The 21,266-nt window shown below is 65.4% G+C and carries 12 protein-coding genes; 6 read left to right on the top strand and 6 right to left on the bottom strand.

Going from position 1 to position 21,266, the window contains the following annotated elements; translation table 11 throughout:
• Positions 1 to 20: 20 nt before the first annotated feature.
• On the top strand, positions 21 to 1,904 hold the full coding sequence (locus tag BLR25_RS06765) for an ATP-binding protein (protein ID WP_091935775.1): 1,884 nt from the start codon (positions 21 to 23) through the stop codon (positions 1,902 to 1,904).
• Positions 1,905 to 1,938: 34 nt separating this feature from the next.
• Here the strand turns inward: BLR25_RS06765 and BLR25_RS06760 are convergent, their stop codons facing one another.
• Positions 1,939 to 3,228 (bottom strand): ATP-binding protein, encoded by a 1,290-nt coding sequence (locus BLR25_RS06760; RefSeq protein ID WP_091935771.1) that lies wholly within the window; start codon positions 3,226 to 3,228, stop codon positions 1,939 to 1,941.
• A 477-nt stretch (positions 3,229 to 3,705) separates the two neighbouring features.
• Here BLR25_RS06760 and BLR25_RS06755 point away from each other — a divergent pair, with 477 nt between their 5' ends.
• Genes BLR25_RS06755 through BLR25_RS06745 form a run of 3 tightly spaced genes read left to right on the top strand, consistent with a single transcriptional unit; the run spans position 3,706 to position 11,528 of the window.
• The gene (locus BLR25_RS06755; RefSeq protein ID WP_091936070.1) at positions 3,706 to 4,842 is read left to right on the top strand and encodes a response regulator; all 1,137 of its coding nucleotides are present in this window, start codon (positions 3,706 to 3,708) and stop codon (positions 4,840 to 4,842) included.
• Between the two features lie 17 nt (positions 4,843 to 4,859).
• Positions 4,860 to 5,567, top strand: coding sequence for a histidine phosphatase family protein (locus BLR25_RS06750; protein ID WP_143009790.1), 708 nt, complete (start codon positions 4,860 to 4,862; stop codon positions 5,565 to 5,567).
• 21 nt (positions 5,568 to 5,588) lie between these two features.
• Positions 5,589 to 11,528, top strand: coding sequence for a PAS domain S-box protein (locus BLR25_RS06745; RefSeq protein WP_091935765.1), 5,940 nt, complete (start codon positions 5,589 to 5,591; stop codon positions 11,526 to 11,528).
• 6 nt (positions 11,529 to 11,534) lie between these two features.
• On the opposite strand, the gene BLR25_RS06740 is transcribed toward BLR25_RS06745, so the two are convergent.
• On the bottom strand, positions 11,535 to 12,770 hold the full coding sequence (locus tag BLR25_RS06740) for a caspase family protein (RefSeq protein ID WP_091935760.1): 1,236 nt from the start codon (positions 12,768 to 12,770) through the stop codon (positions 11,535 to 11,537).
• Positions 12,771 to 12,863: 93 nt separating this feature from the next.
• Positions 12,864 to 13,694, bottom strand: a complete 831-nt coding sequence (locus BLR25_RS06735; RefSeq protein WP_091935756.1) for an amidohydrolase family protein — start codon at positions 13,692 to 13,694, stop codon at positions 12,864 to 12,866.
• 157 nt (positions 13,695 to 13,851) lie between these two features.
• Between BLR25_RS06735 and BLR25_RS06730 the strand changes: the two genes are divergently transcribed.
• Complete coding sequence (locus BLR25_RS06730; RefSeq protein ID WP_176785777.1) at positions 13,852 to 17,016, top strand: EAL domain-containing protein; 3,165 nt, start codon at positions 13,852 to 13,854, stop codon at positions 17,014 to 17,016.
• Between the two features lie 11 nt (positions 17,017 to 17,027).
• Here the strand turns inward: BLR25_RS06730 and BLR25_RS06725 are convergent, their stop codons facing one another.
• The 3 genes from BLR25_RS06725 to BLR25_RS06715 are packed head-to-tail and all read right to left on the bottom strand — an operon-like array spanning position 17,028 to position 19,689.
• A complete protein-coding gene (locus BLR25_RS06725; protein ID WP_091935746.1) occupies positions 17,028 to 17,900 on the bottom strand; it encodes an AEC family transporter in 873 nt (290 codons plus the stop codon).
• A 37-nt stretch (positions 17,901 to 17,937) separates the two neighbouring features.
• Positions 17,938 to 18,903, bottom strand: coding sequence for a 2-hydroxyacid dehydrogenase (locus tag BLR25_RS06720; RefSeq protein WP_091935742.1), 966 nt, complete (start codon positions 18,901 to 18,903; stop codon positions 17,938 to 17,940).
• A 45-nt stretch (positions 18,904 to 18,948) separates the two neighbouring features.
• A complete protein-coding gene (locus BLR25_RS06715) occupies positions 18,949 to 19,689 on the bottom strand; it encodes a GntR family transcriptional regulator (protein WP_091935740.1) in 741 nt (246 codons plus the stop codon).
• 179 nt (positions 19,690 to 19,868) lie between these two features.
• Between BLR25_RS06715 and BLR25_RS06710 the strand changes: the two genes are divergently transcribed.
• Positions 19,869 to 21,266 carry an NAD(P)H-dependent oxidoreductase gene (locus tag BLR25_RS06710; protein ID WP_091935737.1) on the top strand — a complete coding sequence of 466 codons (1,398 nt, stop codon included), beginning with the start codon at positions 19,869 to 19,871 and terminating at the stop codon, positions 21,264 to 21,266.

Here is a 21,266-nt window from a genome sequence, read left to right as displayed (position 1 = left end):
CGGATGAGCCGGGGGCGGCCATGATGCACGGACCCTTGCGGACGATCCGCGGCAAGCTCCTGCTGCTGGCGTTGTTCGTCGAAGCCGTGATGCTGTTCTTCCTGGTCAGCAACAGCCTGAGGTTGCTGCGCGACAACATGGGCGAGCAGGCGCAACGCAACGCCGAGCTGATCGTGCCGGTCCTGCAGGCGGCGCTGGTCGCGCCGCTGGCACAATCCGACTATGCGACGATCCAGGCGATTCTCGACGAGAGCCTGGCGACCCGGAGCATCAACTATCTCGCTGTCATCGATGCCGACGGCAACAAGGTGGCGAGCGTCGGCTTGCCGAAGAACGGCCAATTGCCGCGTCCCGACGCGCAGTTCGTTCTCGACGAGGACGAGAATCCGCCGCAATTCGACGTCCAGCGTCCGATCATGCTGGCCGGTCAGACGCTCGGCACGCTGCATTTCGGACTCGATCTGCGCCAGATCATCGAAGCGCGCAACAGCCTGTTGTCGCAGGGCATGCTGATCGCCCTCGGCGAACTGCTCTTGTCAGCCTGCCTGCTGGCGCTGATCGGGCGGCTCATGACGCGGCAACTGTCCCTGCTGACGGCGGCCAGCATCGAGGTCGCCGCCGGCAATCTGACGCCGCCGACGATGCCCGAGGGCGACGACGACGTCGGGCGTCTCGGGGCGGCCTTCAATGCGATGTCGCATGCCGTCGCCGAACGGGTGACCCAGCTGACCGTGGCGCGGGAGACGGCCGAGCACGCCAACCTCGTCAAGAACCAGTTTCTCGCGACCATGTCGCATGAGATCAGGACGCCGATGAACGGTGTCATCGGCACGGTCGGCCTGATGCTCGACGGCGACCTCTCGCCGCGCCAGCGGCATTATGCTGAAATCATCGCGAGCAGTGCCCAATCGCTGTTGTCGATCATCAATGACATCCTCGATTTTTCCAAGATCGAGGCCGGCAAGCTCGAACTCGAATCGATCGATTTCAACGTCTATCACCTGGTCCACGAACTGGAGCAGTTGTATTCGATCCGGGCTGCCGAAAAAAGCCTGGCCTTCCGCCAGACGATCGCGCCGGAGGTGCCGCGCTGGATCAATGCCGATCCGACCCGCTTGCGCCAGATTCTCAACAATTTCCTCGGTAACGCGCTCAAGTTCACCGTCGAGGGCGAGGTCTCCCTGAGCGTCTCGGTCGAAACCGACGATCCGGCCGAGTTCCGCTTGCGCTTTGCCGTCAGCGACACGGGCATCGGCATCAGCGACGAAGTGCAGCAGAAGCTCTTCGTCGCCTTCACGCAGGCCGATTCCTCGATGGCCCGGCAATTTGGCGGCACCGGCCTGGGCCTCGCCATCAGCCGGCAGCTTGCCGATCTGATGGGCGGGCAGGTCGGCGTCCAGTCGGGCGAGCGGGCCGGCGCGACCTTCTGGCTTGTCGTGCCGGTGCGGCCGGCGGCGCCGCCGGAGATCGTCGTCGTCTCCTCGCCACGCGACGCGGCGGCGGAGGGCCGGCCGTCCTGCCCGATCCTGCTGGTCGAGGACAATGCGGTCAATCAACTGGTCGCCCGCGGGCTCCTGCGCAAGCTTGGCTATTCCGATATCAGCATCGCGAACAACGGACAGGAAGCGCTTGAGGCCATTGCCGCCGGCAATTACGCTGTCATTCTCATGGATTGCCAGATGCCGGTCATGGACGGTTATGCCGCGACCGAAAAGCTGCGGGCGATGGGCTGCCGGGTGCCGATCGTGGCGATGACGGCAAACGTCGTCAAGGGCGAGCGCGAGAAGTGCCTGGCGATCGGCATGAACGATTACATCGCCAAGCCGATTTCGCTCAGCGTGCTGTCCGCCGTGCTCGAACGCTGGCGCGGCGCCGGTCAGGAGCCGCCGGACGCGTCGGCCTGAGAGGCGCGCCGGACGGGCGTCCGGCGGCGAAGCATCAGCTGCGGTTGCGGCCCTGCGGGCTGGCGTCGACCGGCAGCGTCATCGAGAAGGTCGCGCCCTTGCCGGGTTCGCTGACGACCGTGAGGGTGCCGCGATGCCGTTCGACGATCCCCTTCGAGAGCGACAGTCCGAGCCCGGTGCCCTTGCCGACCGGTTTGGTCGTGAAAAATGGCTCGAAGACCTTGTCGATCGACTCCGGTGCAATGCCCTTGCCGGTATCGGCGATCATGACGCGCACCTGGTCGGCACCGCAGGCTTCCGTCGTGATCGTGATCGTGCCCGTGCCTTCGATCGCCTGCGAGGCATTGACCAGCAGGTTGATGAACACCTGGTTGATCTGCGACGACAGGCAACGGACCAGCGGCAGTTCGCCATAGTGCTTGACGACCGTGCAATGGTATTTGAGTTCGTTCCGGACGATGTTCAGCGTCGATTCGAGACCGCGATGCAGGTCGCTCCATTCCCAGTCGCTGTCGCTGATGCGCGAGAAGTCGCGGAGATCGGAAACGATCTTGCGCACGCGTTCGACGCCGGCTTTCGATTCGGATAACAGCGTTATCGTGTCCTGCTGCAGGAAGCTGTAGTCGATCGCTTCTCGCTGTGCCTTGGCTTCCGAGAAATTCGCCGTGCCGACGCCGTTCTCATACGCGTCGACCAGCGAGAAAATGTCTTTCAGATATGCTTCAAGGGTATTCAGGTTCGAGCCGATATAGCCGACCGGATTGTTGATTTCATGGGCAATGCCGGCAGCGAGCTGGCCCATCGCCGACATCTTCTCGGCCTGGAGCAGTTGCCGCTGGACCTGTTCGATGGCCTGCGCGTCCTGGCTGACCTGGTTCTTGAGCAGCAGGTTGTTCTTGCGCAGCATTTCGCGTGCCGCGCGGGCTTCGAGCTGGGCGCGAATCCGCGACAGCACGATCAGGCCTTTCAGCGGCTTGTGGATGTAGTCGGCGGCGCCCATTTCGAGGCCGCGCTGCTCGGTATCCTCGTCGTGCAGCGCGGTGATGAAGAGCACCGGGATATCGACGGTGGTGTCGTTTTCCTTGAGTTGCTTGAGGACTTCGAAGCCGTCGATGTCGGGCATGAGCACGTCGAGCAGCACGAGGTCGGGGGTCGGTTCGGTGGCCAGCGCCTGCAGGGCCTTCTGGCCCGAGTTGGCGGCGCGCACGTGGTAATACGGATTCAGCAGCTCGCCCAGGGCTTCGAGGAAAATAGGCTCGTCGTCGATGATCAGGATGGTGTGCGCCTTCTTGCCGTTGGCGCGATCGATGTCGTTTTCATTCATGTGAAATGCCCGGTGAGAAGTCCGATCATGCAATCGTCTGGCAAAAGCATAGTGTCTATCATATTATCTTAGAGCCTATTTCGGTAGGGCTCGCGGGTCGCGTTGTCGATACGGGCGGAAGGATGCAAGGCGCAAGGCGCAGCGCATGGTTGTTCCATGCGCAAGCTGAGCAACGCCGCAGACGCCGCCCGTATCGGCAACCCGGAGGGCCGTTTCGTTGCGGGCGTATCGCTACGTTGTGGCCGATTCGTGGAGAATAACTCCACTTCATCGCCCACGCCTTGCGCTACATCCCGCAACGAAACGGCGCGGCCCACGATCCCTACCGAAATAGGCTCTTGGTTAAATAAGGCAACTGCCTTAAATACGGCAAAACCGCTATTCCCGGCGTTTCGAATCAATCGATTGTCGTACAATGATGTCTTCATACTCATGACGGCAGACTCGGCCGGTCGCTGGCGGCGTGCGGAGAGGGAAATGCTGCAGAAGCAGACCATCTTGATCGTGGACGATACGCCCCAGAACCTGACGGTTCTCGGCGAGTTGTTGCGCGAGCAGTACCAGGTGCGCGTCGCCAATTCCGGCGAGCGGGCGCTGCGGGCGGCCCATGGCGAGCCGCGTCCCGATCTCATCCTGCTCGACGTGATGATGCCGGAAATGGACGGCCACGAAGTTTGTCGCCGCCTGGGTGCCGATGTCGATACCTGTGACATTCCGGTCATTTTCATCACCGCGATGTCTTCGGCCGAGGATGAGCGGCATGGCCTCGATCTCGGCGCCGTCGATTACATCACCAAGCCTTTCAGTCCGCCGATCGTCCTGGCCCGTGTGCGCACTCAGCTTGAGCTCAAGGCCGCCCGCGACCGCCTGTCGCAGCAGAACGACTGGCTCGAAAGCGAGATCGCGCGGCGGATGAGCGAGAATCTGCTGATCCAGGAACTAAACATCCATGCGCTGGCCTGCCTGGCCGAGGCGCGCGACAACGAAACCGGCCTGCACATCGTGCGCACCCAGGCCTATGTCGATATCCTGGCGCGCCATCTCGCCGAGCATCGGCGTTTCCGCGCCGCGCTCGAGGGCAATCGCCTGGCGATGATCGTCAAGGCGGCGCCGCTCCACGACATCGGCAAGGTCGGCATACCCGATTCGATCCTGCTCAAGCCCGGTCGCCTGACGCCGGAAGAATTCAAGGTGATGCAGACGCATCCGGAGATCGGCGCGGCGGCCATCGACAAGGCGATCGACCAGTCGCGCGCGGCGGTCGATGTGTCGGTGGCGCAGCAGCATGTCGGCGCCTTCGATTTTCTTTACCTGGCCGCCGAGATTTCGCTGAGCCATCACGAAAAGTGGGATGGCAGCGGCTATCCGGCTGCGAAGAGCGGCGACGATATTCCGGTGTCCGGCCGCCTGATGGCGCTGGCCGACGTATTCGACGCGCTGATGAGCCATCGCGTGTATAAGGCGGCGATGTCGCTTGAAGAGACGACGCGGATCATCGTCGAGGGAAGGGCGCGCCACTTCGATCCGGATGTCGTCGATGCCTTTCTGGCATGCCGGGATGCGTTTGCCACGATCGCCGAACGCTTTGCCGATCCCGCCTCGGTGCCGGCGTGATGAGGTGCCGGCGGCCTGTGGCAGGCCAGTCTGGCGGGCGTCTGTGGCTTGTCGCCCCGGCCTTGCTGTGGCTGCCGGCGTCGGCATTCGCGGCGCCGGAGGCGCCATCGCACGCTGTATCGACGCCGCCGGTCGCGGCGGCACGTTTCGACGAACGGCCGGCCGACGCGGCGCTCATCGCCGAATTGCGTGGGGGCGGCTTCGTCCTGTTTCTCGTCAACGCGCCGACCGAGCGCGGCCCTAACGTCGCGTCGCAGGCCTTTGACGTCAATGACTGCAGCACCCAGCGCGTCGTGTCGCCGGAAGGGCGACGGATCGCCACGCAACTGGGCGAGGCGATGCGCCTGGCCCGGATTCCGATCGAGGACATGCGGGTCGGCCCGCTCTGCCAGGCGAGGGAAACGGCAGCGCTGGCCTTTCCCGGGCAGGTGTTTGCGGTCGATCCGAAGCTCCTGCATACGCCCTATCTGACCGAGGCCGACAAGCTGCCGATCATCGCCAACACGCGCCTGCTGCTCTCGCTGCCGGTGTTGCCCGGCGGCAACCGGATGCTGATCGCGCAGGCGCCCAACCTGATGGATGTGATCGGCTATTTCCCGCGCGAAGCGACGCTCGTCATCTTCCGTCCAAAGGGCGGGAAGGACGGCTTTGACTATATCGCCAGCATCATGCCCGCGTCGTGGCCGGCGCTGTCGCGCGCGTTGTCGCCGGCGTCGCCGCGTTGAGCCGGATTGTCGAGTGAGCCCATGAAACCGGAAAAACTCAAACTGCTGCCTTACCTGAAGGTCTTCTTCCTGCCGGCGGTGCTCATCGCGCTGTTGACCGGCGCCTTCAACCTGCTGTCCTTCGACCGTCTGCATGAGGATCATCTGGCCGTCGGCGCGCAGAGCATGCAGGATCTCGAACGGATCAACACGGTGACGGCGTTCAACCAGAACGTCGCGGCGACCCAGCACCAGGTGACGGAACTGCTCGACGCGGTTTCTGCCGGCCGGATCGATGCGGCCAACGCCTATCGGCAACGTACGGCGCTGATCAAGCGCCTGCCCGAGCTCGAGCAGGCCTTCGAGGGCCTGCGGCAGTTCGAGGACGAACAGAACTACCTGAAGGCGAAGGAAGATTTCGCCGCCTACAAGCGCTTCATCCTCGAAGCGACCGATCTGGCGGTCGTCGAGCCGCGATCCGCCCTGCATTCCGCCTATCTGGCGGCCAACCGCTATCTCTACCTGTCGGAACATACGCGCGATATCGTCCGCGGCGTTACCGACCGCTCGCTGGCGCGCAACGAAGCGCGCGAGCAGGCCTTTCATGCCCACGCCGTCCAGAATATGCTCATCAGCGGGATCTTGATCGTCGCGTTGATGGCCGTCTGGTTCCTGCTGATCCACCGTTTGTCGACGCGCCTGATGACGGTCGGTGCGGCGCTCGACGGACTCAGCCGCGGCGAGGTCGATCCGCAGACGCTGCCCGGCGTCGAGCGCATGGCGGCGCAGAAGAGCAGCATGTTGCAGGGACTGGCGGCGGCGGTGCTGGTGTTTCGCGAGACGATGCTGGTCCGTCGCCAGGCCGAATACGATCTTGGCGAACGCATCAAGGAGATCACCTGTCTCTACGATGTGACGCGCCTGACCGAGGACACGCACGCTCCGCTCGACGAAGTGCTCGAGGAGGTGGCGCGGCGGCTGCCGGCGGCGATGCGCTATCCGGAGATCGCCATCGGCTGCGTCGATTTCCACGGCGTGCGCTACGGCGCGCTGCCCAACGGCGAGCGTTTGGCGGTGCCGATCGGGGCGATGCCGGACAGCCGCGACCAGATTGCCATTACCTATGTCGGCCCGCTGCCGGCCGATGCCGGTGCAGCTTTCCTCGACGAGGAGCGGGCGCTCTTCGAGACGCTGGCCAACCGTCTGGCCAGCGTGTTGGAGCGCCGCCAGACGCAACAGGCGCTGACCAAGGCGCACCGCGCCTTGAGTACGGCCAACCGGTGCAGCCAGACGCTGATCCATGCCCAGTCGGAACCCCAGTTGATCGACGATTTCTGCCGGCTCTCGGTCGATGCCGGCGGCTATCCGATGGCCTGGTTCGGACTGCTGCCGGACGAAACGCCGGAAGAGGCGTTGGAAAAAGTGCCGCAAGGCGCTGGAACGACGCTGCACTCGGTCGTCGCGTATGGCGCCGGCAGCGATCGGAGCGAGACGGCAGCGTTGTTCGGCGACGGCAGGATTTTCGGCCTCGAACCGGCGCGGGTCGCCCTGCGCGAGTCGCGTACCGTCATCGTTCAGGACACTGACATCGATCCGATGTTTGCGCCATGGCGCGACGCGGCGCGGCAGCGCGGCTATCGTGCGGTCATCGCGCTGCCCCTGCGCGACGAGGCCGGCGCCTGCTTCGGCGTCTTCAATCTGTGCGCTGCCGAACACGACGCCTTCGACCGCGAGGAAGTCGCGCTGCTCGAATCGCTGGTTGACGATCTCGCGTATGGCATCCGCAACATGCGCCTGCAACAGGCGATGCGGGATAATCACGCCTTGACGCAGGCGGTGATCGACCAGGCGCCCGACGCGATCGAGCTGACCGATCCGACGACGCTGCGCTTCCTCGACGCCAACGAGGCGAGTTGCCGGATGCTCGGTTACACGCGCGAGGAACACCTGGCGCAAACGGTCAGCGACATTCAGGTCGTTCTGGCGCCCGATGAGCTGGCCGCCGTCCAGCAACAGATCATCGCGACCGGGATGTCGACGTTCGAAACGCATCATCGACGCAAGGACGGCAGCCTGATCGACGTGCGCGTGACCGTTCGCCTCCTGATGCAGCACGATCGCGACTACTTCCTCGCCATCTGGCGCGACATCTCCGAGGAAAAGCGCGCGCAGGCAGAGTTGCGCAAGCTCTCGCTCGTCGTCGAACAGAGTCCCAATCCCGTTGTCATCTCCGATCTCGATAGCCGGATCGAATATGTCAATCCGGCCTTCACGCGCATCACCGGTTACACCCGCGAGGAGGTGGTCGGCCAGACGCCGCGCATCCTCAAGTCGGGCAAGACGCCCGACAGCGTCTATCGCGACATGTGGGCGGCGCTGCTGCGCGGCGAGCCGTGGAAGGGCGAGTTCATCAACCACACCCGCGACGGCAAGGAATTCGTCGAATCGGCGCACGTGATCCCCTTGCGCCAGGCCGACGGCAAGATCACCAACTATGTCGCGGTGAAGGAAGACATCACCGCCGCCAAGCGCCAGGAGGACCAGTTGCGCAAGCTCTTCCTGGCGGTCGAGCAAAGCCCCGAGAGCATCGTCATCACCGACCTCGACGCGCGTATCGAATATGTGAACGAAGCCTTTGTCCGCAACACGGGCTACAGCCGTGAAGAGGCCTGCGGCCTGAATCCGCGCGTGCTCAAGTCGGGGCATACGCCATCGGCCACCTACGAGTCGATGTGGGAATCCTTGTCGAACGGGCGACCCTGGCGCGGCGAACTCATCAACCTGCGCAAGGACGGCAGCGAATACGTCGAATTCGCCAATATCGCCCCGGTTCGCCAGGAAGACGGGCGGATCACGCACTTTCTGGCGATCAAGGAAGACATCACCGAGAAGAAGCGCATGAGCGATGAACTCGAGCGTCATCGCGAGCACCTCGAGGCGCTGGTCGAGACGCGCACCGGCGAACTGCATGCCGCGCTGCGCGAGCAGAACGCCTTGTTCGAAGCGGCCAGTACCGGCATCGTGCTGCTGATCGATCGCACCATCGTCCGCTGCAATCGCCGCATGGACGAGATCTTTGGCTATGACGATGGCGAACAGATCGGCCGTTCGACGCGGATCTGGTATGCCGACAGCGGCGCCTACGAGCGTGTCGGCGACGAGATCTATCCGATCGTCGCGCAGGGACGCATTGACATCCGCGAGATGCCGCTGATCCGCAAGGACGGCACGCCGATCTGGTGCCGCGTCTCGAGCCGCGCGATCGATATCGGCGATTCGGGCAAGGGCCTCGTCGTCATTTTCGAGGACATCACCGCCGAACGCGAGGCGGCCGAGGCCTTGCGGATGGCGCACGAAGAACTGCGCGCGATCTTCGATTCGGCCACGGTCGGCATCGTGCTGACCACGCGCGCGCGCATCATCCTGCGCTGCAACCGCCGGCAGGAGGAAATCTTCGGCTACGGTCCGGGCGAATTCGACGGGCGGCCGACGCGTCTGTGGTTCCCCGACGAGGCCTCCTATGCGCTTGGCGGCGGCAGCGTCTACGACCAGATGGCGCACGGCGAGACGCACACCCGCGAACAGCAGATGGTGCGCAAGGACGGTTCGCCGGTCTGGGTGCGCATTACCAGTCGCCTGCTCGATCCGCACGACCCGGAGAGTTGTGCGCTCGGCATCTTCGAGGACATCAGCGTCGAACGTGCCGCCATGGAGGAAATGAAGAACGCGCGGGCGCTGGCCGAAGCGGCGGCGCAGATGCGCTCCGACTTCCTCGCCAACATGAGTCACGAAATCCGCACGCCGATGAACGCCATCATCGGTATGGCGCACCTGGCGATGAAGACCGAACTGACGTCGCCGCAGCGCGACTACCTGCGCAAGATCCAGATTTCGAGCCAGCACCTGCTCGGCATCATCAACGACATCCTCGACCTGTCGAAGATCGAGGCCGGCAAGATGGTCGTCGAGAAGATCGAATTCGATCTCGACCGCGTCTTCGAGAATGTCGCCAGCCTGCTCTCGGAAAAAGCGGCGATGCAGGGACTCGAATTCATCATCGACGTCGATGACGACATCCCGCGCAACCTCGTCGGCGATCCGCTGCGCATCGGCCAGATCCTGATCAACTATGCCAACAACGCCCTCAAGTTCACCGAACACGGCGAGATTGCCGTGCGCGCAACGGTGCTCGAACGCTCGTCCGACGCGGTGCTGTTGAATTTCTCGGTAACCGATACCGGCATCGGCCTGAACGAGGAGCAGCGCGGTCGTCTCTTCAAGAGCTTCGAGCAGGGCGATACCTCGACGACGCGCAAGTACGGCGGCACCGGCCTCGGGCTGGCGATCTGCCGGCAGCTGGCCGAATTGATGGGCGGTCGCGTCGGTGTCGACAGCGATCTCGGGCGCGGCTCGTCGTTCTGGTTCGAGATCCGCTTGCCGGTCGGCACCGGCAAAGCGCGGATCTTGCTGCCCGAGCCGGATCTACGCAACCGGCATGTTCTCGTCGTCGACGACAACGCCCATGCCCGCAACGTCGCCGTTGAGATGCTGCAAAGCATGACCTTCGTGGCCGTGGCGGTGGACTCGGGGCGCGAGGCGGCGGCCGAGATTTTGCGCGCCTCGGCCGAGGGGCATCCCTACGAGATCGTCTTCCTCGACTGGCAGATGCCGGAGATGGATGGCGTCGCGACGGCGCGGAAGATCCGCGAACTGAATTCGGTCACACAGCCGCATCTGGTGATGGTGACCGCCTACGGGCGCGACGAGGTGATGAAACTGTCGGCCGAAGTCGGGATCGAGGACGTGCTGATCAAACCGGTGACGCCCTCGCTGATTTTTGACGCCGTCATGCGCGTGCTGGGCGCCCCTCGGCTTGAGGAACGGAGCGCGCCGCAGCCTGACGACGATCCGGGGGCGAGCGAGTTCGCCGGCATTCGCGCGCTGGTCGTCGAGGACAACGATCTCAACCAGGAAGTCGCCTACGAACTGCTTGCCAGCATCGGCTTCGTCGTCGATATCGCCGAGAACGGCGCGGTCGCCTGCGCCCAGCTCGAAGCGGCGCTGGCCGGACCGGAGCCCTATGACATCGTCTTCATGGACGTGCAGATGCCGGTGATGGACGGCTACGAGGCGACCCGCCGCATCCGGCAGTTGCCGCAATGCGCCGAGCTGCCGATCGTGGCGATGACGGCCAATGCGATGTCCGGCGATCGCGAACGCTGTCTCGAATCCGGCATGAACGACCACATCGCCAAGCCGATCGATCCGGACGACCTGCTCGACAAGGTGCGTCGCTGGACGCGCCGGCTCGGCCAGGCGGCGCCGGTGGAAGTGTCGGCAGCGCCGCAAGCGCCGGTGGTCGTGGCCGCGCCGGCCGCGGCGTCGTCGCCGATCAAGGGCATCGATTTCGAGGCGGGCTTGCGCCATGCCATGGGTCGGCGCGATCTCTACGAATCGCTGCTGGCGCGCTTCGTCGCCGGGCAGACGCGCTTCGCCGAGCAGATGGAAGCCGCGCTGGCGCAGGCGGACTGGGCGCTGGCGGAGCGGCTGGCGCATACGCTGAAGGGCGTGTCGGCGCAGATCGGCGCCCCGGAAATCCGCGCCGATGCCGAACGCTTCGAGGCGGAGATCCGGCAGCGCCGGCCGGTCGAGGCCTTGCAGGCGGCACTGGCGGCCATCGACGGCAAGCTCGACGCTTTGCTCGCCGCGATTCGCGCGATCTTGCCGGAGCGCGCGGCGCCGGCGGTCGGTGCCGAGGTCGATGAAGTGCAGTTGCGGGAGGTCTGCCGGCAACTGGTGCGGCGACTCGAACGCGACGACTTTACCAGCGGCAGCCTGGTCGACGCGAACGAGACCTTGCTGCGTGCGGCGATGGGCGCGGCGTATCCGCCTTTTGCCGAGGCCGTGTCGAACTACGACTTCAGCGCAGCCTTGTCGCAACTGCTCGATTTTGTCTCGCGCGTTGGCGAGGATCTCGGCTGAGCGGAATCACTCGGCGAAGCGGAAATCGCCGGTCAGCGACGAGGCTTCCCACGGAACCTGCGTCTTCTGGGTGTCGGCAACGACACCCAGGCGCACGCGCTTGAACATTTCCTCGACCGAGAGTCCGCGCGTGCCCAGATGCTGGAGCAGGTTGCGCGTATAGACGCCGTTGCGGCCCTCGCCGTCGGCGGCGACCGAACCCGGCGCGGTGGCGTAGGCGATCAGCGAGCCGGTCGGCGCATCCATCTTCGCCAGACCCTGGGCGGCCGAGCGGAAACTGCGCGCGAAGGGATTGTTGCGGCAGGCGTCGAGGATGACGATGTTCAGGCCATTGGCGGCATCTTCCATCTTGCCGAGCACACGGCCGGCGTCGACGGTCTGGTAACGCGCGTCCGACTCGCTCTGCAGGCGGGCGCCGACCGGCACGAGGTAATTGACGCCGCCAACCTGCAGGCCGTGACCGGCGAAGTAGAACAGCCCGGTGCCGCCTTTCTTGAGACGGTCATAGAAGGCATCGATCGCCTGCTCCATCTGCGGCAGCGTCGCGTCGGTGCGCAGGATGACCTCGAAGCCCAGGCGCGTGAGTGCCGTGGCGATGTCGCGCGCATCGTTGGCGGGGTTCTTCAGCGGCGCTTCGCGATAGGTGGCGTTGCCGATGACCAGCGCGACGCGCCGGGCCGACGCGGTCGGCAGGGCGGATTTGTCGCCCGTCGCCGCGAGGGAGGTCGAGACGAGCGTTGCCGGCGGGAGCGTCATGGCGTCGACCGCCGGCGTCGGCGCCGCCGCTGCGGCCGTGGCCGCCGCCATCTCGGCGGCGTCGAGGCGGCGCGGAACCGCGGTGAATTCCTCGAATTTCTGGTAGCCGACGCCCTTGACGTCGTTCCAGATGCCGTGCACGACCTCGCCGTTGGTACGCGTCAGCGTGCCGGGACCGACGCGGCGGCCGCCCTCGAAGTGGCCTTCGAAGCGGGTGCCGTCCATCCAGGTGAAAGCGCCCTGGCCCTGCGCCTCGCCGTTGCGGAATTCACCGGCATAGCCCCAGCCGCCGAAGCCAATGACCGAACCCTTGCCGTTGACGCAGTCGCCGGCGACGCATTTGGCGGTGACGATGTCGGTGAGGTCGGCGCAGCCCTGCAGGCCGGCAAGCAGACCGGCGACGCACAGCGCGCGCGCGACGGCCGTTGCCGACGCGGCGTGCTTCGATGACGATTCACTGTCTGTGATTGGCGCAATGCGTTTCATGCGATTCCCTCCGATGACTTTCGCATCGATTCTCCCGATACTCCGATTTTAGCCTACTGGCATGGTGCCGGCAGCAACGGGACGATGCCAATGTCAGCCGGCGAAACCGAACAGGCGGCGCGGTGTCTCCAGAAGCACCTTGCGCCGGTCGGCGGCGTCGGGCAGCAGGCGCTCGACAAGCGCCAGCAGCGTGCCGTAATCGACCCGTTCCGGCGCCCGCAGGAAGGGCCAGTCCGATCCCCAGAGGCAGGCGTCCGGCGTGAAGGCGTCGAGGAGCGCCTCGACATAGGGCAGCGTGTCCGGGTACGGAAACGGCGTGCGGGCGAACTTCACGTAGCCCGAGAGCTTGACCCAGGCGCGGCCGCGTCTACCGAGGTCAAGAAGCGCCTCGAAGGCCGGCTGGTCGATGCCAGCGGCGATGTCCGGACGGCCGCAGTGATCGAAGAGCAGGCGCGTCTCGCAGGCGTCGAGCAGCGGCAGCAGCGCCGGCAACTGGTCGTCGCGAACCTGGATCTGCGCGATCATGTCGAGTTCGCCAAGGCGCCGCAGCAGGCCGGCGGCGTCGGCATACTTGTCGACGCCGAACAGCGCCGGATTGAGGGCGGCGCCGACGATGCCCTTGTCCTTGAGTCCGGCGAGTTCCTCGTGCGAGGCGTCGTTGCGCACGACCGCCACGCCCTTGAGCCGGCCACCGCCCTGGGCAAGCGTGTCGAGCAGGCAGCGATTGTCGAGATCGTAGCCCGAGTTCGGTCCGACGAGCAGGGCGCCGCTGACGCCGTAGGCTTCGCGCAGCGCCGCGAATTGCGCCGGCGTGCCGCGCTCCTGTCCGGCCGGGTGATAGAAATTTCCCTCGCCATAGGGGAAGCGCTCGGGGTCGAAGACGTGGCAATGGCAGTCGATTTTGGCTTCGTCGAAGATCGTCATGGCGGACCGTGAGTGTCGGGGCAGGGCGTGGTGATGCATCCAGTCTACTCCGGAATTGCTTTCGTCATCGGCCGCCGTCGCGGTGTTTGCCTTCGGGCGCCAAGACGGAGTACATTCGACTGGAAGAATCATTCACTGAACATAAATGGGAGGCGTGGTGAGGTCGAGGTCCGTCTGGATTCTCTCCGGAGCCTGGGTGTTGCTCGTCTGCGGCTCGCTGTGGGCCAACCTGGTCCAGCTCGATGCCTCGGAAATCGAGGTCGGCAACGCTGCCGCGCGTTCGCATTTCGAGAAGGACATCCTGGTACGCCGCTGGGCGACCGGGCATGGCGGCGTCTATGTGCCGCCGACGCTGGAAACGCCGCCGAATCCCTATCTCGCGGAACTGCCCGAACGCGACGTCGTGACGCGGGAAGGCAAGGCGCTGACGCTCCTCAATCCCGCCTACATGACCCGCCAGATCTACGAACTGGCCGGCCGCCAGTTTGGCGTGCGCGGCCACATCACCAGCCTGAAGCCGCTGCGGCCGGAAAATGCGCCCGACGAATGGGAGCGACAGGCGCTGTTGTCGTTCGAGCACGGTGCCACCGAGGCGAGCGAACGCGTCGTCGTCGATCGCCAGAAATACGTGCGCCTGATGCGTCCGCTGAAGACCGAGGAAGGTTGTCTGAAATGCCATCGCGCGCAGGGCTACGAGCTTGGCCAGATCCGGGGCGGCATCAGCGTGACGGTGCCGCTCGCGCCGTATACCGGCGTCTTCGAGCAGCAGCGGACCAAGCTGCTGTTCGGGCATTGCCTCGTCGGCCTGCTTGGGCTGCTCGGGCTGTGGGTGGGCTTGCGGCGGTTGCAGCGTGCCGAGGAGCGTTTGCGCGACAGCGAATCGCTGTTTCATACGATGTCCGACTGGACCAGCGACTGGGAATATTGGGTCGGTCCCGACGGTCGCTTCCGCTATGTTTCGCCCTCGGTGTTCGACCTGACCGGCTACCGCGCCGACGAAGTGATGCAGTCGCCGAAGATCGTCGCAGCGCTCGTGCATGAGGACGACCGGAGCGCGTGGGAAGCGTGTTTCGAGGACGGCGGTGACGCCGCGGCGACCGCGCCGCTGCGCTGGCTCGACTTTCGCCTTGTCCGTCGCGACGGCGGCATCCGCTGGGTGACGCAACGTTCGCGTCCGGTGATCGATAGCGACGGCACGTCGCTCGGGCGGCGCGTCTCGGTGCAGGATATCACCGAACGCCGGCAGACCGAGGCCGCGTTGCGCGAGCGCGAGACCCATTACCGTGTCATCTACGAGGCGAGCCAGGATTTCATCACGATCAATCGCTTGTCCGACGGCGTCTTCCTCGACGTCAACCAGCCCTATCTCGACGCGCTCGGCTATGCCGCCGGGGAACTCATCGGCCATACGCCGACCGAGCTTGGCATCTGGGCCAATCCGAACGACCGCGCCCGCTTCATCGAGATGCTCCAGCGGGAAGGGCGCTGCCGCAACCTCGAAGCCTGCTTCCGGGCCAAGGACGGCCATCACGTCTGGGCGCTGGCCTCGTCGTCGATCGTCGAACTCGGCGGCGTTCAGTGCATCTACTCGGTGACGCGCGACATCAGCGAACGCAAGGAAACCGAAGTCGCGCTCGCCGAAAGCGAAAAGCATTTCCGCGCGCTGTACCAGGCCAGCCAGGATTACATTTTCATCAACCGTCTGTCCGACGGCGTCTTTCTCGAGGTCAATCCGCTCTTCCTCGACGCGTCGGGCTATCGTGCCGAGGAAATCATCGGCCGCGCGCCGCTCGACCTCGACCTCTGGGGCGATCTTCTCGACCGCCAGCGTTTTCACGACGCCCTGCGGCATGAGGGAAAATGCCATGGGCTTGAGACGCGTCTGCGCAAAAAGAACGGCGAACTCGTCTGGTGGCAGTTGTCGTCCTCGGTCGTCGAACTCAACGGCATGACCTGTATCTACAGCGTCGGGCGCGACATCACCGAGCGCAAGCAGGCCGAGGCGCGGATCAACGAACTCGCGTTCTACGATCCGCTGACGCGCCTGCCCAATCGTACCCTGCTGCTCGACCGGCTCAAGCAGGCCTTGATCGGCAGCAGCCGCAACGGTCAGTACGGCGCGTTGCTGCTCATCGATCTCGACAATTTCAAGACGCTCAACGACACGCTCGGCCACGACATGGGCGACCGCTTGTTGCAACAGGTGGCGCAGCGCCTGCTGCGCAGCGTGCGCGCCGAGGATACGGTGGCGCGCTTCGGTGGCGATGAATTTGTCATCATCCTGTCCGGCTTGAGCGCGATCGAGGCCGACGCGGCGACGCAGGTCGAGCGCATCGGCGAGAAAATCGTCGCCGCCTTCGCCCAGACCTTCTACCTCAAGGATACCGCCTGCCAGAGCGCGCCGAGCATCGGCGCCAACCTGTTCCTCGGCCAGCAGGTCGATATCGATACGCTGCTCAAGCAGGCCGACATCGCCATGTACCGGGCCAAGGACGAAGGCGGCAATGGCCTGTGCTTTTTCGATCCGGCCATGGAGTCGCTGGTGCTCAAACACGCGGCGCTCGCCGAGGATCTGCGCGACGCCCTGCGCGAGCGGCAATTCCTTTTGCATTACCAGGCGCAAGTCTCGGGCGGTCGGCTGAGCGGCGCCGAAGTGCTGGTGCGCTGGCAGCATCCGGACAAAGGGCTTGTCTCACCGGGAGAGTTCATCCCCTTGGCCGAAGAGACCGGGCTCATCATCCCGCTCGGCAACTGGGTGCTTGAAACCGCCTGCGCCCAGTTGGCGGCGTGGGACGACGACCCGCTGCTGTCGTCGCTGACGATCTCGGTCAATGTCAGCTTCCAGCAGTTCCGGCAGGACGATTTCGTCGACCAGGTGCTGGCGACCCTGAGGCGGACGCGCGCCAATCCCGAACGGCTCAAGCTCGAACTCACGGAAAGCATGCTGGCCTCCAATGTCGATGCGCTGATCGAGCGCATGTATGCGCTGAAGGCCAAGGGCGTCGGCTTCGCGCTCGACGATTTCGGCACCGGCTATTCCTCGCTCTCGTACCTGAAGCGGTTACCGCTCGACCACCTCAAGATCGACCAGTCCTTCGTGCGCGACGTCTTCATCGATTCGAACGATTCGGCCATCGTCAAGACGATCATCGCGCTCGCTCAAAGCCTCGGCCTCGGTGTCATCGCCGAGGGGGTCGAAACCGAGGAACAGCGCGACTATCTGGTCAGCGTCGGCTGTCACGCCTGCCAGGGCTATTTCTTCAGCCGGCCCTTGCCGGTCGAGGCGTTCGAAACCTTCGTGCGCAAGTTCCAGCGAACCTAGGGGGAACTCACCTAGAGCCGCAGCGCCAAGGCCAGCGGGATGAAAAAGATCGCCGAGGCATTGCCGATCAGCACGATCGAGGCGACCTTGTCGGGCTCCTGCCGGTAACGTTCGGCCAGGATGAAGCAGGAAACGGCCGGCGGCAGCGCGCCGGCGACGAAGAGGATGTCGCGGTCGAGCGGGCTGAGGCCGCCGAATTCGCCGACCAGCCAGGCGACGGTCATGCCGGCCAGCGGCGTGATGACGGCGCCGGCGATGCCGATGCCCCAGGCATTGAGACGCGCCGTCGACAGGCGGATGCCGAGCGAGAAGATCATCAGCCCGATCGAGATGTCGCCGAGCAGCTTGACGGCGACCATCAGCGGCGGCCAGATCGTGATGCCGGAGAGGCTGACGCCGACGCCGAGCAGGGCGGCGGCCAGCAGCGGCTCGCGCCAGAGCATGGCGATACTGAAACGGCCGCTGAGGACCCAGATGCCGAGCGAGAACTGGATGAAATTGACGACGAGCAGGATGACCACGGCGGGACCGAGCGCCTGGTCGCCGAAGGTCAGCAGGAGCAGCGGCAGGCCCATGTTGCCGACGTTGTGCACCATCGACGGAAATACGAGCGTGCGCGGATCGTAGCCGAACAGCCGCGCCAGCGGCCAGGCCAGCAATCCCGAACCGATGACCATGATGGCGCTGCCGATCGCACAGGGCAGGTTATCGACGAGGTTGAAGGATTTTCCGGCCAGCGCCATGAAGATCAGCGCCGGCAGGAAGAATTCCATGTTCAGCCGGTTGGCGACGCCCATGTCAACGGGGTGGCGCCGGCCGTAGAAATAGGCGACGAGCACGATCGCCAGGATCGGGAAAACGATGCCGACGATCCGCATCAGCATGGGCGCGCCTTCGGCGAGGCAAGCAGGCTTGGCGGCATCAGTCGACCCGTGTAATGAGCGTGCCGTCGGCGAAGAAGCGGTCGAGATTGTCGATGACGCGCTGCGCCATCGCCCGCCGCGTTTCCTCGGTGGCGCTGGCGATGTGCGGCAGCAGCACGACGTTGTCGAGGGCGAGCAGTTCGGCCGGGACGAAGGGTTCGTTGGCGAAGACGTCGAGGCCGGCGCCGGCAATGCGACGTTCGACCAAGGCGCGTACCAGCGCCGGTTCGTCGACGACCGAGCCGCGCGAGACGTTGATCAGGAAGCTGCGCGGGCCGAGCGCGTCGAGCACCTCGGCGTTGATCAGGTGAAGCGTGCCGGGGCCGCCGGCGGTGATGACGACGAGGAAATCGGCCCAGCGCGCCAGTTCGACGAGCGAGGGTTCGTGCGGCCAGGTCGCGTCGGCGACCGGCCGGCGGGTGTGGTAGCGGATGTCCATGTCGAAGCCGAGCGCCCGGCGCGCGATCGTCTTGCCGATACGGCCGAGACCGACGATGCCGAGGCGGCCGCCGCTGACCCGGCGGCCGAGGTGGAAACTGTTCTGCCCGCGCTCGGCCCAGAGACCGGTGCGAACGTAACGGTCGGCTTCGGGCGTCGCCCGGGCGATGTCGAGCAGCAGCGCGAAGGCGGTATCGGCGACGCAGTCGTTGAGGATGTCGGGCGTGTTGCCGACGGCGATGCCACGGGCGCGCGCGGCCGGCAGGTCGATCTTGTCGACGCCGACGCCAAAGCAGGAAATGACCTTGAGCGCCGGCATCGCCGCGATCTGTTCGGCCGAAACGCCATAGAGCGCCGACGTAGCGACGCCGACGAAGCGGCCGCCCTGTTCGGCGAGGAAGGCCTTGGCGTCGGGGGCGTCGTCGAGGCGGCTGACGCTGTAGCGTTCGTCGAGCCAGTTTTCGAGGACTGGCAGCAGGCTGCCGATTTGGAGGATGGCGGGTTTTACGGCGGCGGTGGCGGTCATGATCGGTCTCGTGGAAAGAAGGGGATGGACGGGCGTTGACACGGTTTATTCGGGGGCGTTCGTTTTGGTCGCTGCGCGGCGCCGGCTGCTGCTTTTGCTTGTGGCGGGGTCGCTTGCAGGCGTCGCTGCGACGACCCGGCGCGAGACCTGCCAGCCGTTTTGGTGGTGGGCGCGCAACAGTTCGCGCAGCAGCGTGCCGTTGCGTTCCTTGAGTACGGCGAGGATCTGGTCGTGTTCGGCGATGGCGCGCTCCCAGCGTTCGTGGCGGTGGTTGCCGGCGTAACGGTAGCGCCGGATGCGCGCGCATTCGGCGGCGTAGATGCGCGACAGCACGCGGTTTCCGGCGGCATCGACGATGTGCTGGTGGATGGCCTGGTTGATTTCGAAATAGTCCATCAGCTGCTCGGCACGGTAGGCAGCGTGCATGGCCTCGTGCAGCGCCTCGATCGCGGCGATTTCGGCGTCGCCGATGCGCGCACAGGTGGCTTCGGCCGCCAGGCCCTCCAGCCCGACCAGGAGGTCGAGGGCTTCCTCGACCTCGTCGATCGACAACGCCGTGACCGTGGCGCCGCGATTCGGTGCGATCGTCACCAAGCCCTCGGCCGCGAGGATCTTGAGCGCCTCGCGCAAGGGCGTGCGCGACAGGCCGTCGAGATGGCCGACGAGTTGCGTGCCGATCTCGCGTTCGGAAATGCGCTGGCCCGGCGCCAGTTCGCCGGCGACGATCATCTGCCGCAGCCGTTGGGCGGCGACCTGGCTGCGATTGCCGTGTTCGGTGTGGGTCATGAAATGTCCGGGCGGCGACGAAGTGTCAGGGATGTAAATCTGATTATTGCATGGAATGTGTTGACATTGCTTTGTCGTGGCGTGTAAAAAGGCAAGAAACAACACAGATTGCATGCAATCTGCGTCCTTGAACGAAAGTAAACGATAGCGCGCCGAGGGCGCCGGGAAGGGGAAGCGGCATGAATCATCTGGACTATTTCGCGTCGGCGACGCGGCCGGTGGATACCTGTGTGGTCGGTAGCGGCGGTTTCGGTCGCAGTTTTCTCGCGCAGGCCCGGCGAGTGCCGCTGATGCGTGCCCGCATTGCCGTCGATGTCGATGCGACGGTCGCCGCCGCCGGCTTCGCCGCGCTCGGCCTGCCGGCTGACGCGATCGCCGTCTGCGCCAGCGCCGCCGCCGCCCGCGAAGCCTGGGAGCGCGGCCAGTACATTGCCGCCGCCGATCTTGCCACTGTCATCGACCTGCCATTCGACGTCCTCGTCGAAGCCACCGGCAGTCCCGAAGCCGGTGCGCGTCATGCGCGCCTGGCGATCGAAGCCGATCGCCATGTGGTGCTGGTGTCGAAGGAGGTCGACAGCGTCGTCGGGCCGATCCTGGCGCATCTGGCAACCGAACGCGGCAAGGTGGTGACGCCGGTCGACGGCGATCAGCCGAGCCTGTTGATCGGGCTGATCACCTGGGCGCAGACGCTGGGCTTCGACATCCTCGCCGCCGGCAAGTCGAGCGAATACGATTTCATCTGCGATGCCGATGCCGGTACGGTCGTCAGCGACGGGAAGACTTTTGCGGTGCCGGGGTTGCCAGACCATTGGCATGCCGGCGCGCGTGCCTACGGCGAACTGGCGCGCGACCGGGCGCAGACCTGTGCGGCCTTGCCGCAGCGCGCCGTGCCCGATCTCTGCGAGTTGCTCGTTGTCGCCAATGCCACCGGCTTTGTGCCCGACCGGCCCGATCTCCACGCGCCGATCGCCCGCATCCCGGAGGTGCCCGATTTCTTCGGCCCGGCCGATGAGGGCGGACTGCTCTCGCGCACGGGCATCCTCGACGTCTTCCACTGCCTGCGCCGACCCGACGAAGCGAGTTTCGCCGGCGGCGTTTTCGTCATCGTCGCCTGCGACGACGCGGCGAGCTGGGAACTGCTCCTGGCCAAGGGCCATGTCGTCTCGCGCGACGGTCGTCGCGCGCTGATTTATCTGCCGCGCCACCTGCTTGGGCTCGAAGCGGCGACGAGCGTGCTCGACGTCGCCATCCACGGCCGCTCGACCGGTGCCCGGTCGCCGCGTCCCTGCCTCGACCTCGTCACCCGCGCCACCCGGCCGCTGGCGGCCGGCAGCGTGCTGGCGATGGGCGGGCACCATCACACGATCGACGGCACGACGGCCGAACTCCTGCCGGCCGGTCCGCTCGGCGCCGACCAGCCGCTGCCGTTCTACCTGGCGGCCAACCGGCGCCTGGTGCGCGATGTCGCCGCCGGTGCGCTGCTGACGCTGGCCGACGTCGACATCGATCCGGCCTCCGAATTGCTCGCCCTGCGCCGGCAGCAGGACACGGTCTTCTTCGGCGGCGCACGGGACTGA

Source organism: Propionivibrio dicarboxylicus (assembly GCF_900099695.1).
GTDB lineage: Bacteria > Pseudomonadota > Gammaproteobacteria > Burkholderiales > Rhodocyclaceae > Propionivibrio > Propionivibrio dicarboxylicus.
Note: the sequence above shows the minus strand (reverse complement) of the source record. Positions and strands in the feature narration are given on the sequence as shown.